This window comes from Mesoterricola sp. JemC181 (assembly GCF_055384585.1).
On record NZ_AP045076.1, the window covers coordinates 4,203,191 to 4,218,562 of the forward strand.

The 15,372-nt window shown below is 69.5% G+C and carries 15 protein-coding genes and 1 tRNA gene; 5 read left to right on the forward strand and 11 right to left on the reverse strand.

Going from position 1 to position 15,372, the window contains the following annotated elements; all coding sequences use genetic code 11:
• Positions 1–61: 61 nt before the first annotated feature.
• A complete protein-coding gene (locus ACZ5MC_RS18445; protein ID WP_464516459.1) occupies positions 62–352 on the forward strand; it encodes a type II toxin-antitoxin system RelE/ParE family toxin in 291 nt (96 codons plus the stop codon).
• A gap of 29 nt (positions 353–381) precedes the next feature.
• A complete protein-coding gene (locus ACZ5MC_RS18450) occupies positions 382–696 on the forward strand; it encodes an addiction module antidote protein (RefSeq protein WP_464516460.1) in 315 nt (104 codons plus the stop codon).
• Between the two features lie 3 nt (positions 697–699).
• Here ACZ5MC_RS18450 and ACZ5MC_RS18455 read toward each other — a convergent pair whose 3' ends face one another.
• The 10 genes from ACZ5MC_RS18455 to ACZ5MC_RS18500 all read right to left on the reverse strand — a co-directional run bounded on the left by ACZ5MC_RS18455 (position 700) and on the right by ACZ5MC_RS18500 (position 10,807).
• Positions 700–1,335 (reverse strand): HisA/HisF-related TIM barrel protein, encoded by a 636-nt coding sequence (locus tag ACZ5MC_RS18455; protein ID WP_464516461.1) that lies wholly within the window; start codon positions 1,333–1,335, stop codon positions 700–702.
• Positions 1,336–1,344: 9 nt separating this feature from the next.
• Positions 1,345–1,968 (reverse strand): type 1 glutamine amidotransferase family protein, encoded by a 624-nt coding sequence (locus tag ACZ5MC_RS18460; RefSeq protein ID WP_464516462.1) that lies wholly within the window; start codon positions 1,966–1,968, stop codon positions 1,345–1,347.
• Positions 1,965–3,212 (reverse strand): HAD family hydrolase, encoded by a 1,248-nt coding sequence (locus ACZ5MC_RS18465; protein WP_306601954.1) that lies wholly within the window; start codon positions 3,210–3,212, stop codon positions 1,965–1,967. The genes ACZ5MC_RS18460 and ACZ5MC_RS18465 overlap by 4 nt, the downstream gene beginning before the upstream one ends.
• Before the next feature lie 82 nt (positions 3,213–3,294).
• Positions 3,295–4,215 (reverse strand): UDP-3-O-acyl-N-acetylglucosamine deacetylase, encoded by a 921-nt coding sequence (lpxC, locus tag ACZ5MC_RS18470; protein WP_306601955.1) that lies wholly within the window; start codon positions 4,213–4,215, stop codon positions 3,295–3,297.
• Positions 4,216–4,269: 54 nt separating this feature from the next.
• Complete coding sequence (locus ACZ5MC_RS18475) at positions 4,270–5,007, reverse strand: IspD/TarI family cytidylyltransferase (RefSeq protein WP_306601956.1); 738 nt, start codon at positions 5,005–5,007, stop codon at positions 4,270–4,272.
• Positions 4,997–5,854: a septal ring lytic transglycosylase RlpA family protein gene (locus tag ACZ5MC_RS18480; protein WP_464516463.1), complete on the reverse strand. Its 858-nt coding sequence runs from the start codon at positions 5,852–5,854 to the stop codon at positions 4,997–4,999. The genes ACZ5MC_RS18475 and ACZ5MC_RS18480 overlap by 11 nt, the downstream gene beginning before the upstream one ends.
• Before the next feature lie 155 nt (positions 5,855–6,009).
• Complete coding sequence (locus ACZ5MC_RS18485; RefSeq protein WP_464516464.1) at positions 6,010–7,737, reverse strand: hypothetical protein; 1,728 nt, start codon at positions 7,735–7,737, stop codon at positions 6,010–6,012.
• On the reverse strand, positions 7,734–8,924 hold the full coding sequence (gene tyrS, locus ACZ5MC_RS18490) for a tyrosine--tRNA ligase (RefSeq protein WP_306601959.1): 1,191 nt from the start codon (positions 8,922–8,924) through the stop codon (positions 7,734–7,736). The genes ACZ5MC_RS18485 and tyrS overlap by 4 nt, the downstream gene beginning before the upstream one ends.
• A 40-nt stretch (positions 8,925–8,964) precedes the next feature.
• Positions 8,965–9,468 (reverse strand): hypothetical protein, encoded by a 504-nt coding sequence (locus tag ACZ5MC_RS18495; protein ID WP_306601960.1) that lies wholly within the window; start codon positions 9,466–9,468, stop codon positions 8,965–8,967.
• Positions 9,469–9,478: 10 nt separating this feature from the next.
• A complete protein-coding gene (locus ACZ5MC_RS18500; protein ID WP_464516465.1) occupies positions 9,479–10,807 on the reverse strand; it encodes a PhoH family protein in 1,329 nt (442 codons plus the stop codon).
• Positions 10,808–10,939: 132 nt separating this feature from the next.
• Between ACZ5MC_RS18500 and ACZ5MC_RS18505 the strand changes: the two genes are divergently transcribed.
• The 3 genes from ACZ5MC_RS18505 (at position 10,940) to ACZ5MC_RS18515 (ending at position 14,360) form a co-directional block, all read left to right on the forward strand.
• A tRNA-Thr gene (locus tag ACZ5MC_RS18505) sits at positions 10,940–11,014 on the forward strand.
• A gap of 133 nt (positions 11,015–11,147) precedes the next feature.
• Complete coding sequence (locus ACZ5MC_RS18510; protein WP_306601962.1) at positions 11,148–13,640, forward strand: S9 family peptidase; 2,493 nt, start codon at positions 11,148–11,150, stop codon at positions 13,638–13,640.
• Between the two features lie 57 nt (positions 13,641–13,697).
• The gene (locus ACZ5MC_RS18515; protein ID WP_306601963.1) at positions 13,698–14,360 is read left to right on the forward strand and encodes a MarC family protein; all 663 of its coding nucleotides are present in this window, start codon (positions 13,698–13,700) and stop codon (positions 14,358–14,360) included.
• 15 nt (positions 14,361–14,375) lie between these two features.
• Here ACZ5MC_RS18515 and ACZ5MC_RS18520 read toward each other — a convergent pair whose 3' ends face one another.
• A complete protein-coding gene (locus ACZ5MC_RS18520) occupies positions 14,376–15,338 on the reverse strand; it encodes a serine O-acetyltransferase (protein ID WP_306601964.1) in 963 nt (320 codons plus the stop codon).
• Positions 15,339–15,372 lie beyond the last annotated feature (34 nt).

Genomic DNA, 15,372 nt, shown 5'->3' on the forward strand with positions numbered 1-15,372 from the left:
CTTGGTTCTACGGACCGAAACGCACCTCGCCGGACTGTCGCTTTTGAGCGACTATAGTCCCATGAGCGAAGTCCGCAAAACGCTCCAGTTTCAGAAGTGGCTTGATAACTTAAAGGGTTCCCAGGCTTACGCCCACATCAAGACTCGGCTCTTCCGTATCGCTATTGGCCTTGCAGGGGATGCCAAGCCGGTGGGGCATGGCGTTTCCGAGCTGCGAATCGATTATGGCCCCGGTTACCGGGTGAACTTCACAAGACAAGGAGACACCCTGATCCTAATCCTTGCCGGTAGAGACAAGAGCACCCAGGCCAAGGACATCCGAAATGCCATCAAGTTGGCCAATGCCCTGTGAAGGTGTCCCCAATGGAATCCCCCAAACCCATGACCTCACGAATCCCCCGAGTGGCGCGCCCGGGAAAAACGGTCACCACGCCCTACGACCCCGCCTCCAACCTGGATTCACCGGAACGCATGGCCGCGCTCCTCGAGGCCGCCCTCGAGGACGGGCACCCCCGGGTCATCGCCGCCGCGCTCGGGGCGATCGCCCGCGCCCAGGGAATGGCAAGGATCGCCAAGGTCACCGGGCTGAATGAAAAATCCCTCTACCGGGCCCTTTCGGGGGAAGGGAATCCTGAACTCGAGACGTTCATCAAGGTTGTGAGGGCCCTGGGTCTCCACCTTCACGCCTCCGCCTAGGATCTACCGCCTCAGGGGAATCCCCGCAGGTTCCAGCCGTTCCTTGAACGCCCCCGCGGTCATCAGCGCCGCGGGATAGGCTATGCCGTCCGCCCCGTGCGCCAGGGCCTCCACGGCCAGGGCGGGGTCGGAGCAGGCGAGCAGGATGGGGGTCGGCAGGTGGGCGGCCCGGGCGCAGAGATCGGCCAGGTGGCGGTCGCCGGCCTTGAGGAGGATCTCCCCTGCCCCGCCCAGGTCGCGCAGGTCCTCCAGGGCCGCGTCCCAGCCGCCGGACCAGGCGGCCTCCAGGGAGGCGGTGATCCGGGCGCGGCCGAAGCGGGCGGCGTCCAGGGCGTCCAGGTCCCGGGCCGGGAGCACCACGCGGTCGGCGCCGTCCTCCAGGGTCTCCTGGAGCTCGGCGGGGTCCTGGAAGGGGGCCTCCAGGGCGAAGGGAAGGAAGAGGGCACGGGCCACGTCCAGCATCCAGGCCTGGCGCAGGCGCCTTCCCCGGCCCAGTTCCACGAACAGGAGGCCGTCGGCGCCCTCCAGTTCCAGGCGGCGGGCCCAGTCGGCGGGGGCGCCCAGGTCGGCGGCGTCGGCGGGGTCCACCACGCGGCCTTCCAGGACGTGGAGCACCGGGACCAGACGTTTGGCATCCATTTTCGGACCTCAGTTGCCGGCGCGGGCGGCGGGGAATTCGCCCAGGCCGGCCAGGATCCTTTCCAGGAAGGCCAGGCCGAAGGCGCCGGACTTCTCGGGATGGGCCTGGAGGCCCAGGGTCTGGCCGCGCATCTCCAGCACGGAGAAGGGACGGCCGTGGACGGCGGTGTGCAGGGTGCGGCTGCCGGGCTCCAGGGCATGGGCGTGCTTGAAGTAGAGCCAGGCCCCCTTGGCCTCGGGGATGACGGGGTGGGGGCTGTGCCGGGTGATGACCGTCCAGCCGTCGTGGGGGAGCTTCACGCCGGGGCCCAGGCTCCGCACGATGCCGGGGATCAGCCCCAGGCCGGTGCCCCGGGGGGATTCCTCGCTCCCTTCGGCCAGCAGGTGGAGGCCCAGGCCGATGCCCAGAACCGGGCGGCCGGCGGCGGCCAGCTGAGGCAGTTCGTACCACCAGCCGCTCGCCTTCAGGGCGGCGCAGGCGGGGTCGAAGGGGCCGGAGCCCAGGATCACCAGAGGGCCGGCCGAAGCGGCTGAACCGGGGTCCGGGGCCCGCCGGTGTTCGAAGCCCAGGTGGTCCAGGGCCCCTTCCAGGGTGTGCAGGCTTCCGGCGCCCGGGCCGATGAGGGTGATCACGGCCGGGAGCCCAGGGTGCGCAGGAGGTCCTTGAGGCGGGGGGCCTGGAGGTCCTCCTCCCCGGCGACCCACTGGCGGTCCGGGCCCACGGCGGCGAACACCCAGTCCACGCCGGGGCACAGGGCCCGGGCGCCGCGCAGCGCCGAGGCGTCGTCGCAGGTGTCGCCCACGAAGACCACCCGGGTGCTCCGGAAGGCGTCGGCCAGCTGGATGAGGCCTTCGGCCCTGGGCTTGCGCAGGTGGGGTGCGCTGTCGGACACGGCGGGGATGCGGAAGCCCAGCACCTGGAAGGCGAGGGTGAGCTCGTCCGGGGGGCGCCCGGTGAAGATGGCCAGGTCCCCGGGGAAGGCGTCCAGGTCCTCCCGGCTGACCATGGGGCGCTCCATGCGCCGGGTCCGGGCATAGTGCTTCTGCACCACGTCCTGGCAGCGGGGCTCGAGTTCCCGGATGCGGGGCTCCAGGTGGGGGAAGCCCTTGCCGGTGGCGTGCCGGAGATCGTCCAGGCCGCCGATCTCGGCCAGGGCCAGGGCCCCGGCGGTGAGCCGGAAGTCGTTGTTGAAGCCCCCCACCCGCTTGAAGGCGGCGAAGTGCTCGTCATCCCACACCAGGGCCGGGGCCAGCTCGGCCAGGGCGGCGGATACGGCCTCCACGAAGGAACGGCCCGGATCGATGAGGACGCCGTCCACGTCCAGGGCCAGGAGCTGGCGCTCCCGGGTGGCGGTGGCGAAGGTCGCGGGCAGGCTGCCGCCGGCCGCAGCGCCCAGGCTCGCGAGCACCTCGGGCCGGCCCAGGGCGCAAGCCCCGTAGGGCCCCTCCCGGAGAAGCAGCACGATGCCGTGCCGGTCCACCGCCAGGCGCTGGGTGCGCACCAGGCCGGGCGCGTCGTCCCGCAGGAGCACCGCCAGGGGGGGGTGGGGCCGGGTTGCGGCGAAGGCCAGGAAGGCGTCCAGGGTGAGCAGGTCCATGGTGTCCAGGGCCGGGGTGCGGTCCAGGTTCAACCAGATCTGTTCCTGGGGACCGCACTCGGCGGCGGCGTCCATGAGGGTGTTCAGCACCTCCCGCCCTTCCAGCCAGAGGGAGCGGCACTCGGCGCCGGCGGCCCGGATCCGGTCCTCCCACGCGGGCCGCAGGGATTCCGCCACCCAGACCCGCTTCGGGGCCCGGCCCCGCAGCAGGGCCTCCAGCAGGGCATCGATGGACGTTCCCGCCAGGGCTCCGCCCGGCGGGGCGCCGAGCACCGCCATGTCACGTCTCTCCACTGCGCCTTCTCCCGATGCCTTCACCCTTCCAGCTTAGCCCAGGGCCGCCGGGACGGGAGCGGGGAAATCAGGCGGGGATGGCGTGGGCGGCGGGAAGGCCCTGGGCAAAAAGCTTCCTGGGCCTGACGCCGGCCTCGGAATCCGCCCAGGTCCAGGCGGTGGGATCGGCGAGGATGGCCTTGGCCAGCGCCACGTGGACGGCGTGGCCGGCGCAGTGGGCCTCCACGAAGCCTTCCAGGGGGGCGCCCAGGAGGGCCAGGTCGCCCACCAGGTCCATCATCTTGTGGCGGACGGCCTCGTCCTCGAAACGCAGGGACTCGTTGAGGGGGCCGTTGGCTCCGAACACCACCGCGTTGTCCAGACTGCCGCCCTTGGCGAGCCCCCGCGAACGCATGAAGTTGATGTCGCTCTCCAGGCAGAAGGTGCGGGCCAGCCCCAGCTCGCGGACGTACTTCTCCGTGGTGAGGGTCAGCTCGCGGCTCTGGCGCCCGATGTAGGGGTTGTCGTAGACGATGGTGTAGGCCAGCCGCAGTCCGTTCCAGGGGGACACGCGCATCCACTTGTCGCCCATGCGCACTTCCACGGGCTTGAGGATCCGCAGGGTGCGGGGCCAGATGGCCATGGGGCGGATGCCGGCCTCGAGGATCAGGCGGACCCAGGGCTCGGAGGAGCCGTCCAGGATGGGGAGCTCCTCGCCGTCCACCTCGATGGTGACGTGGTCGATGCCCAGGCCCATGAGGGCCGAGAGGAGGTGCTCGACGGTCTGGAGGCGGACGCCGTCCCGGGTCAGGGAGGTGGCCAGGCTGCAGTCGCCCACGAACTCGGCGAGCGCGGGGATCTCCACGCCCGTGGGGGTGTGGACGAAGGTGATGCCGGAGGCCCGTTCCGCAGGCCGGAGCACCACGGTGCAGGGGAGGTCGCCATGGAGCCCCCGGCCCGACAGTGTCGCGGCCTGGCGGAGCGTCTGGGCGTGGCGGTTCCGGTGCATAAAATCCTCGCCCGGTTTACAGCAAGAACCATGCCCAATCGTTAATGCTTGAATCTAAAGGCCTTGATTCGCTACGGGACCGCCCCGACTGTGGGCCGATCCACCACACCCTGTGGTTCCGGGATGCCAGCGGTCCCAATCCTCCGGGGTGGTCAGCTTGAGGTTGGTGGGGGGCGACGGGATAAGCTTCACGCGCAGGCCCTTGGCCTCCAGCAGGGAGACGTCGTCGGTGGCGGCGAACCCCTGGTCCGCGGCCCACCGGAAGGCGTCCAACCAAAGGGACAGCCGTGCGACCTGGGGCGTCTGCGCCCGGAAGATGCCTTCCCGGGGTTCCGTGCCGAGGATCCGGCCCTGGGCGTCCACCCGCTTGAGGGTATCCGTGGAAGGTTCGCCCAGCACCGCGCCGTCCCAAGCCTCCAGGGCGGCCAGGGCCTCCTGGACGGGAAAGGCGGGCGGAAACGGGCGCACGGCATCGTGGATGAGAACGGGGGCCGAGGGGACGTCGGGAAGGGCGGCCAGGGCCAGGGCCACGGACGCCTGCCGGGTCGCGCCCCCCACCACGGTCCAGTGGGGAAGGCCGAAGCGCCAGGCCCGCACCTCATCCAGGCGATCCTCGGGCACGGCCAGGGCGATGCCCGCCAGGTCCGGCATGCCGGGGGCGAGGAAGGCCCGCACCGTGGCCTCGAGAAGGGTGACGCCGCCCCAGTCCCGGAACTGCTTGGGCGTTCCGCCGCCCATGCGCACGCCCCGCCCGCCGGCGGGGATCACCAGGAAAGGCCGGTCAATTCTCACGCGTTATGAAGGGCTCGAGGCCCCGGTCCCGGAACAGCTTGGAGATGAGGTCCGAGGCCTTCTGGGCCTCGTCCTGGGTGGCGTAGCTGCCCACCCGCACCCGCTTGACGGTCACACCGCCCTGGGTCCGGGCCTCCACGAGGTTCACGGGGCCCACGGCCGACTGCAGCTCCTTGGAGATGCGGGCGATGTTGGCGGGGTCGGAGAGGGCGGCCACCTGGACCGTGTAGGCGTCGCCCAGCAGGGTGGCGGGATCGATGGGGGCCGGCTTGCCCTTGGTGTCCACGGAGGTGATGCGGACCCGGGAGGTGCCGCGGCCGTGCATGCCCAGTTCCTTGGCGGCCCGCTCCGACACGTCCAGCATGCGTCCCCGGATGAAGGGACCGCGGTCGTTCACCCGCAGCACGGCGCGCTTGCCGGTGTCCAGGTTCCGCACCTCGATCTTCGCGCCGAAGGGCAGCGTGCGGTGGGCGCAGGTGAGCTCGCGGGGGTCGAAGGTCTCGCCGTTGGCGGTGGCCCGGCCGGCGAAGCCGTCGTCGCCGCCGTACCAGCTGGCTTCGCCGGTCTCGGTGTAGACCTTGGCGTCCACATGATCGCTAGGCTCCTCGGCCGCCGGGACGTCCGGGAAGGACGCGACGGGGGTGGCCTGGGGCCGGGTGCAGTGCAGGGAGAAGAGGAGGACCACCACCACGGCCGTATAGCGGCTCAGGGACCGGGCCTTCCGGAGGAGGTTCACCTGGAGGCCGAAGGGCGCCGTGACGACGGGGTGGCAGACCACCTGGATGTCTTCGATCCAGATGCTGAAATGCCTGCTCCAGTTCTGAGTGCACAGCGCATTGAAGTCCATGGTTCTCCGGAAAGATCTTTGGGCGGTTTTCGTCCCAAGGTTCCATATTAACCATTTCCTTGCATTTGTAAATTGACATCCAGCCAAGTGGTGTATCAAATTTACAAATTCGCGGCCTTAATCGAGTATGTCGAGTAATATACTGCAGAATATTTTTACTGCGCTTTGGGGATTTCGGAGAACGTGAAGAGCTTCGGACGGTTCTTCTCGCCCTGGAAGGCGGCGGGGAGGCGCTTCAGCTCCTTCTCGGCCGCCTCCTTGCCGGGGAAGTTGCCGTAGAGCACCTGGTAGCAGGTCCGCCCGTCCCGGAGGGTCATGGGGAGGATGAATAGGTCGGGCTTGTCGCCCTTGAAGAGTTCGGAGACCCGGCGGATGGTCTCGCCCTGGCAGGCGATCTCCAGGCGCAGGACGTAGTGGCCGGCCGGCGCGTCCTTCACCCGCTGTGCGCCCTGGGCCACCGCCTTGACCAGGTCGCCCTTGCGCAGGGCTTCCAGGCGCTCGGAGATGCTGGCGCCCACGGGTTTGGCCTTGGGCTCGGCCTTGGGCTCGGGCTTGGGTTCGGGCTTGGGTTCGGGCCTGGCGGGTTCCGCCGGGGGGGGGTCGGCCTTGGGGGGTTCGGCGGGCGGGGGCACGGCGATGGCCGGGGCGGGATCGGCCTTGGGCTTGACGGCCACCGGCTGGGCCGGTTCCCCGGGAAGGGGCTTGGGCACGGGCGGGCGGCCCCGCCGGCGCATCCAGAAGAAGCCGCCTAGAAGGCAGGCTGCCGCCAGGAGGCCCACCACCGCCCAGCGGAGGCTGGATGGCCGCGGAAGTTCGGGTTCGGGCGGCGGCAGGTCCTCCGGGGCCTCCTCCGGGGGGACCGTCAGCATCACCCGCGGCTCCTCGGGCACGGCCTCCGGCAGGGGGGGCAGCTCCACGGAGGGGGTGGGGAGGTCGGCCTGGCCGGTCTCCACGTGCACCTCGGGCTCGGGCGGGGCTTCGGGGATGCCGGGGACCTGGAGGCCCTCGGGGAGGTAGAGGGGTTCGGGTGCGGGGGGCGGCTCCTCGTCCAGGGCCTGGGAGAGGTGCTCCAGGTTGGTGGTGGGCCGTGCGGCTTCCTGGATGGTCGCGAAGAGGGAGGGCGCCGCTTCCACCGGAGGCTCGGTCAACGGAACGGAAAGGGGCTCAGGTTCCGGGGACAGGGCCAGGTCCAGGGCCTGCTTGTCCACGGGGGGCATCTCGTGGAGCCGGGCCCAGCCCATCTCCCGGAGGAACAGGGCGAAGGCCCCCACGCGCATGGGCTCGGCCTGGGCCTCGCGGCTCAGCTCCAGCAGGGTGTGGGTGCCGTCCAGGAGGGTGGTGAGCCGTCCCAGGTCCGGCGGCAGGGTGAGGTCCAGGAGGCTCTTGCCCTGGAGGACCACCACCTGGTTGAGGGGGCCCAGCAGCTCCAGGAGGGGCTCCCGGTCCTGGATGGCCAGCATGCCGCCCAGGAGCAGCTGGGCGGTGTTCAGGGGCAGGCGCACCACGTGGGCGTCCAGCTCCCGGGCCTCGAAGACCGGCAGCATGTCCGGATGGGCGAGGCAGCCGTGGATGATGCGCTCCACCTGCACCTTGGCCACGTCCAGCAGGTCGCGCTGGGTGATGAAGCCCATCTCGATGAGGTTCTTGCCGATGCTGATGCCGGGCTTGAGGTTGGCCAGGGCATAGTCCATCTGCGCCTGGGTGATGCGGCCCCGCTCCACCAGGATGGTGGTGAGCCGGTCCGCCAGGTGCGTGCTCTGCGCGAAGACGGTGTCCCCGTAGTCGAAGTAGATGGTGCGGCTCGGGTCCTGGCCCAGCTTCCAGACCCCCGTCGCCCTGTCTCGGTACCGCCGGAAAAGATCCTGGAGGGCCAGCAAGCTCATCGCACCACCCACCTCTGAAGCTTCAGTTTGCCCGCCTTCACCAGCAGGGACTGGCCCGCGGCCAGCTCCACGGCAAGCCGGGGGTCCTGCACCTTGACGCCGTCCAGGCTCACGGCCCCCTGCTGGATGAGGCGCTCGGCCTCCTTGCGGGAGGCGGCCATGCCCCGCTCCGCGAGGAGCCTGGCCAGGCTCTCGCCCTGGAAGGCGGCAACCTCGACCTCGGGGGCGTCGTCGGTCTTCCGTTCGGAAAAGCGCTTCACCCAGCGCTCCTCCGCGGCCAGGCCCTCGGCCTTGCCGTGGAACTGGCCCACGATCTCCCGGGCCAGGCCCTTCTTGGCGTCCATGGGGTGGCCCTGCTTGAGGACCTCGATCTCCCGGGGCAGGAGGTCGGTGAGCAGGAGCCACCAGCTCCACATGTTCTCGTCGGAGATGCTCATGGCCTTGCCGAACTGGGTGTCGGCGTCCTCCATGAAGCCGATGTAGTTGCCCAGGGACTTGCTCATCTTCTCCACGCCGTCCAGGCCCAGCAGCAGGGGCACGGTGAGCACCACCTGGGGGGGCTGGCCGAGCGCGGCCTGCAGGTCGCGGCCCTTCATGAGGTTGAAGAGCTGGTCGTTGCCGCCCAGTTCCACGTCGCATTGGAGCGCCACGGAGTCGTAGGCCTGCACGAGGGGGTACAGCAGCTCGTGGAGGGCGATGGGTTCGTTGGCGTTCATGCGCTTCTGGAAGTCATTTCTTTCCAGCATCTGGGCGAGCGTGAAGCGGCTGGCGAGGCGGATCCAGTCCTCGCCGTGGAGGCCGCCCATCCATTCGCTGTTGAAGCGGATCTCGGTGAGGGCGGGGTCCAGGACCTTGAAGACCTGGGTCTTGTAGGTCTCGGCGTTGGCCAGGACCTCGTCCCGGGTGAGGGGGGGCCGGGTGGCCTTCTTGCCGGTGGGGTCGCCGATCAGGCCCGTGAAGTCGCCGATGAGGAAGATCACGGTATGACCCAGCTCCTGGAACTGGGCCATCTTGCGCAGCAGGACGCCGTGGCCGAGGTGCAGGTCGGGGGCGGTGGGATCGAAGCCGGCCTTCACGCGAAGGGGCTTGCCGGTGCGCAGGCGCGCCAGCAGCAATTCCTCCGTGTGGCACGTGACCGTACCTTTCTTGAGCAGGTCCAGGGCATCCAGGGGAGAAGCATTTACCATGCAAGCATATTGGCTTATCCGGCCGTATTTCTCCAGCGGTTCAGTCGACCTGGATGTCCACAAGCTTGTCGTTCTCCAGTTCCACCGTCAGGGTGGCCCCGGTGGACATGCGCATGCTGATGCTGAGCGACTTCCGGCCCCCGGCGTCCCGGCGGCGGATGTTGATGCCCCCGGGGGCCCTGCCCTCCAGCATCTTCTTGAGGTCCGGGCGCTTTTCCGGGATGTCGCCCAGCTTGGAGCGCCATTCCGCCGAGGCCTTCACGAACTCCTCCTCGGTGGGGTAGTTCTGGGCGAGTCCGGGGTTCTCCCGGTAGAGGGTCCGGGCCCCCTGCTCGGTGCGCAGGCTCCGGAGCTCGGTGTGCAGCTCGGCCCAGCCCTGGTCCAGGGCCTTGGTGGCCTTGCTGAAGACGAGCCAGGCCATGGCCCCGATGGCCAGGAGGAAGCACAGCAGGGCCCCGCCGCAGCCGATGGCCACCTTGCCGAAGAGGGAGAGCCCCTTCTTGGGGGGCGGGGCCGCCGCTTGGTCCCAGGAGGAATCGGGCATGGTCGCGCTCCTACAGAAGGTTGCTGGCCAGTTCGGCCATCTTGCTCCGCTCGCCCTTCACCAGGGTCACGTGGCCGGAGAGCTCCAGGTGCTTGAAGTGCTCCGCCAGGTAGCTGAGGCCGTTGCTGGAGGCGTCCACGTAGGGGTTGTCGATCTGGAAGGGGTCCCCGGTGAACACGATCTTGGTGCCGTCCCCGGCGCGGGTGAGGATGGTCTTGACCTCGTGGGGCGTGAGGTTCTGGGCCTCGTCCACGATGATGTACTGGTTCGGGATGCTGCGCCCGCGGATGTAGGTGAGGGGCTCGACGGCCATGTAGCCGCCCTCCTCGAGCTGGGCCGGGGTCATGGAGGACCGGCGGCGCTGCTCCATGTTGGCGGCCACGATGAAGTCCAGGTTGTCGTAGATGGGCTGCATGTAGGGCCGCAGCTTCTCGCTGATGTCGCCGGGCAGGAAGCCCAGGTCGCGGCCCAGGGGCATCACGGGGCGGCTCACCAGGAGCTTGTTGAACCGCTCCTCGTCCACCACCTGCTGGAGGCCCGCGGCGATGGCCAGGAGGGTCTTGCCGGTGCCGGCCTTGCCCATGAGGGTGATGACCTGGATGGAATCGTCCAGGAGGAGGTCCAGGGCGAACTGCTGCTCGCGGTTGCGGGGCTTGACGCCCCAGGGGGGCATCTCCAGGCGCTTGAGGGGGTGCACGCGGCCGTCGGAGGCGTAGAACCGGCCCAGGGCCGTGTGGGATTCGTTGGAGCGGTCCACCAGGGTCACGAACTGGTTGGGGTTCAGGAACTGGTCCGGCTCGGGCAGGAGCCCGCCGTCGAAGAGCTGGTCCACCTTCACGGGGTCCACGGTCCAGGTGGCGGTGCCGGTGTAGAGCTCGTCCAGGGCCACCCGGTCGGTGGTGTAGTCCTCGGCCGAAAGGCCCAGGGCATCGGCCTTGATGCGCAGGTTGGTGTCCTTGGACACCATGACCACCTTCTCCTTGCGGGTGCCCAGGAGCGCCAGGGCGCAGGCCAGGATCTGGTTGTCCGCCTTGTGCTTGTCCAGCGTCGTGATGGTCAGGTCCAGGGGGTGGTGGGCCACGTCCACCTTCAGGGACCCGCCCCCTTCCAGCGGCACCCCGGCGGCCAGGTTGCCCTGGGCCCGGAGCCTGTCCAGCTGGCGCGAGACGTTGCGGGCGTTGCGGCCGATCTCCGTCTGGTCCTTCTTGAAGGTGTCGATCTCCTCGATGACCACGATCGGGATGACTACCTCATGTTCCTGGAAGTGGAAGATGGCGGCGGGGTCATGCAGGAGGACGTTGGTATCCAGGACGAACACTTTCTTGCTGGATGCGACCATCTTGGGAACCTCCATCAGTTGGGGCGCTCTGCTGAAGCCTAGCACCGTCCCCGCGGGAGGGTGCCGCCCAATTGGAGGCTTGAACGGAGGGCCCGGGCCGCGTTAGTCTAGGGGTCCTGCCCGACAGGACCAGCCGGTATAGCTCAGGGGTAGAGCAACGGTTTCGTAAACCGTAGGTCGGGGGTTCAAATCCCTCTACCGGCTCCAGACCAGCCCTCCAAGGCCCTTCGCCCTGGAGGGTTTTTCCATGCCTGGAGAGCGGTTCCGCCTGGAAAACCGGGCGGGCGGATGTGAGACTTGGGGGATTCGCACCACCCCAACCCCCAGCCACGAGGTTCCCATGTCCCCTGGACGGATCGAGGTCGCCGGCAAGGCGATCCTGCTGTGCGCCACCCTCCATTTCGCCGGCCTAGCCCAGGGACCCGGCCCGGGCTACCGGCAGCCATCGCAGGCCATCCTCGACGTCATGCGGGCGCCCTCGGCTCCGGTCCCGTACCTCAACCCCACCCGCGACCGCATGCTGCTGGTGGCCTGGGAATCCTATCCCTCCATCGGCCGCGTCGCCGCGCCCTTCCTGCGCCTGGCGGGAGTGCGGGTGGAGCCGAGGAACCACAGCAGGCACGACACGCCCGGGGGCTACGGCATCACCCCCTCGGCCCGGAGCTACGACCTGATGCGGCTTCCCGACGGCGCCCCCATCCACGTGGACCTGCCCAAGGGGGGCTCCCCGGGAGGCCCGGTGTGGAGCGCCGACGGACGGCGCTTCGCCTTCCACAACGTGGCCGATGAATCGGTGGAGCTGTGGGTGGGCGACGGCACCACCGGCGCCGTGCGCCGCGTTCCCGCGGCCAGGCTGAACCCCATGCTCGGCGGCGAACTCCAGTGGATGCCCGACCAGAAGACCCTCCTGGTCAAGCTGGTGCCCGCCGGCCAGGGCGCGCCCCCTCCGAAGCCCGCGGTCCCCGCGGGGCCCAGCATCCAGGAGTCCATCGGCGGCAAGGGGCAGAGCAGCACCTACGAGAACCGCGACACGCTGGGCAGCGCCCACGACGAGGACCTGTTCGACTACTACGGCACCTCCCAGGCGGCCCTGGTCGACGCGGAGACCGGCGCCGTCACCCCGCTGGGCAAGGCGGACCGCCTCCTGGAGCTGAGCCCTTCGCCCGACGGCGCCCATGTCCTGGTTTCGACCCTGCGCAAGCCCTATTCCTACGTCACGACCTTCGAGCGCTTCCCCCGCCAGGTCGAGGTCTGGGACCTGGCCGGCCGGGCCGTCGCGGCCAGCCATCCCATTGCTTCCCTGCCCCTGGCCGACCGCGTTCCGGTCCATGGCGAGCCGATGGGACCCCGGGATTTCGCCTGGCGGGCCACGGACCCCGCCACCCTCACCTGGGCCGAGGCCCTGGACAGGGGCGACTGGGACGTGAAGGTCCCCCACCGGGACAAGGTCATGGTCCAGAGGGCCCCCTTCACCGCGCCCCCGGCGGAGGCCTTCCGCACCGAGCAGCGCTTCGCGGGCCTGGCGTGGGGCGAGCAGCCCGGACTCGCGCTCCTCTACGAGTACGACAACAACCGCCACTGGTTCCGCGCCTTCATCGTCGATTTCGACAACCCGAAGAAGGCGCCCCGCCTGCTGTGGGACCTGTCCACCGACGAGCAGTATGCACACCCCGGAAACCCCGTCTGGCGCCAGCTGCCCAACGGGGCGGCGGTGCTGCGCCAGGAGGGCGATTCCATCTTCCTGTCGGGCATGGGCGCCTCCCCCGACGGGGAACGGCCCTTCCTCGACCGGCTCGATCTCGGGACCCTCAAGACGGAGCGGCTGTTCCGCAGCGGGAAGACCGAATTCGAGCGCTTCCTCGCCTTCACGGGCCCCGGGTCCAGGACCTTCCTGACCTGGCACCAGACGCCGGCCGACCCGCCCAACGCCTTCATCCGCACGCTGGGCGCCGCCTGCAAGGCCCCCGCAGGCGAGGCGGTCTTCGTTTCCAAGCGCTCGCCGTTCACCCACATTCCCGATCCCACTCCGGCGGTCCGGCAGATCAGGAAGCGCCTGGTGACCTACAAGCGGGCCGACGGCCTTGACCTGTCCTTCACCCTCTACACCCCTCCCGGCTACCAGGAGGGCACCCGCGTGCCCACCATCCTCTACGCCTACCCGCTGGACTACGCCGATCCTTCCAAGGCCGGCCAGATCACGGGTTCCCAGTACACCTTCACCCGCCTGCGGGACTACCGGCTGCTGCTGATGGCCGGCTACGCCATCATCGACGACGCCTCCTTCCCCGTGGTGGGCGATCCGAAGAAGGCCTACGACACCTACCTGGAGCAGCTGGTGGCCGATGCCAAGGCCGCGGTGGACAAGGCGGTCGAACTGGGCGTGGCCGATCCCGCCCGCATCGGCGTCACCGGCCACAGCCACGGCGCCCTCATGACGGCCAACCTGGTGGCCCACTCCAGCCTGTTCCGGGCCGGCGTGGCCACCAGCGGCTCCTACAACAAGACCCTGACCCCCTTCGGCTTCCAGAGCGAGCGGCGGTCCGTGTGGGAGGCCCCGGAGGTGTACCGGCAGGTGTCCACCTTCTTCTTCGCCGACAAGGTGAAGACCCCCCTCCTCATCGTCCACGGCGCCGACGACGCCAACCCCGGCACCACGCCGCTCCAGGCCACGAAGCTGTTCGAGGCCATCCGCGGCAACGGCGGCACGACCCGGCTCGTCATGCTGCCCCACGAGCCGCACTGGTACACCGCGAGGGAATCCAACGAGCATCTGGTCTATGAGATGCTCACCTGGTTCGACACCTACGTGAAGAACGCCCCGCCCCGCCCGTGAAGGGGGACCCGTCCCGGCGCCCCAGGGCGCCGGGGCGTTTCCGCGCTAGAATCGCCCATGTTCCACCTGCGCCCCTTCCCCACCCTGGCCTTCGCCCTGGGGGTCTTCACCTCCCTGTTCTCGGTGATCAACCCCACCAGCGCCGCCGTCATCTTCTCCGGCCTCACCGCCGGCTGGGACCGCGCCAAGGTGCGCCAGACCGCCTTCCGGGCCAGCCTCACCGCCACCTGCGTCATGGTGGGGTTCGCGCTCCTGGGCAAGGTGGTCTTCGGGGTCTTCGGCTTCACCGCCCTGGCCATGCGGTTCGTGGGCGGCATCCTCGTGATGTATTCCGCGATGGGCATGCTCTACGGCGAGGACCCCCACCTCAAGGACGCCACCCACGAGAAGCCCAAGTCCTCCGACATCGCCGTCATCCCCCTGGGCATCCCCATGCTGGCCGGCCCCGGCACCATCTCGACGGTGATGGGCTTCATCGCCGGCCTGAGCATCTCCGAGGCCCTGGTGCTGCTGGCCGCGATCCTGGTGAACGGATGGCTGATCCACCTCTTCCTCCTGCAGGCGCGTTGGATCACGGACCGGCTGGGGAGCACGGGGACGAAGATCGTCACGAAGCTGATGGGCCTGATCCTGGCCGCCGTGGCCATGCAGTTCCTCATCAACGGGGTGAAGGAGGTGGCGGCGGAGATCCGGAATCCGGGGGTGGCGGCGGAACCCTGATCGCGGGGCGCCGAACTAGATCATCCAGGACGACCAGGAAGGACTGTAGGCCCCGTGGATCTGCGTGGCGGTGTACTGCGACAGCTGCGTGACCATCGCCCCGGCGGGGACGCTCTGGGTGAGCCAGACGTTGCCGCCGATGGTGGAGCCCCGGCCCAGGGTGATGCGGCCGAGGATCGTGGCGTTGGAGTAGATCGTCACGTCGTCCTCCACGATGGGGTGCCGGTCCACGCCCTTGATGGGGTTGCCGTGCTCGTCCAGCGGGAAGCTCTTGGCGCCCAGGGTGACGCCCTGGTAGAGGCGGACCTTGCGGCCGATGATGGTGGTCTCGCCGATGACCACGCCGGTGCCGTGATCGATGAAGAAGCCCTCCCCGATGCGCGCGCCGGGATGGATGTCGATGCCGGTGACGCTGTGGGCGTGCTCGGTGATCATGCGGGGGATGAGGGGGACGCCGAGCACGTGCAGCTCGTGGGCGAGGCGCTGGCTGGTGACCGCCAGGATCCCCGGGTAGCAGAAGATGGCCTCGTCGGGGTTGGTGAGGGCGGGGTCGCCCTCGTAGGCGGCCTCCACGTCCGTGCCCAGCATGCGGCGCACCTCGGGCAGGCGGGTGATGAAGGTCTCCGCCAGGGCGCGGGCGCGTTCCGGGGACGTGCAGGGCTCCCCGCCGTTGCCGGAGGTCGCGCAGAAGCCGCGCCGGATCTGTTCCTGGAGGCCGTGGAGGATGCGGTCGAGTGCGGCGCCCGCATGGAAGCCCATGGTCTCGGCGGTGAGCTCCGAGGGGCCGAAGTAGCCGGGGAAGAGCACGGACCGCAGATCCTCCACCAGGTCCACCACCGCCTGCCGGGACGGGAATTCGCGGCGGAGGTTCGGCTTGGAGTGGGCCCCCTCCCAGCCCATGCCCGCACGGCAGAGGGCCTCCACCACGGGGCCCAGGGGGGCTGGATTCCCTTGCTCCGGTCGCGTTGCTGGGTTCATGGGAATCCTCTGCGGAAGTTCTGGAACCAGAATA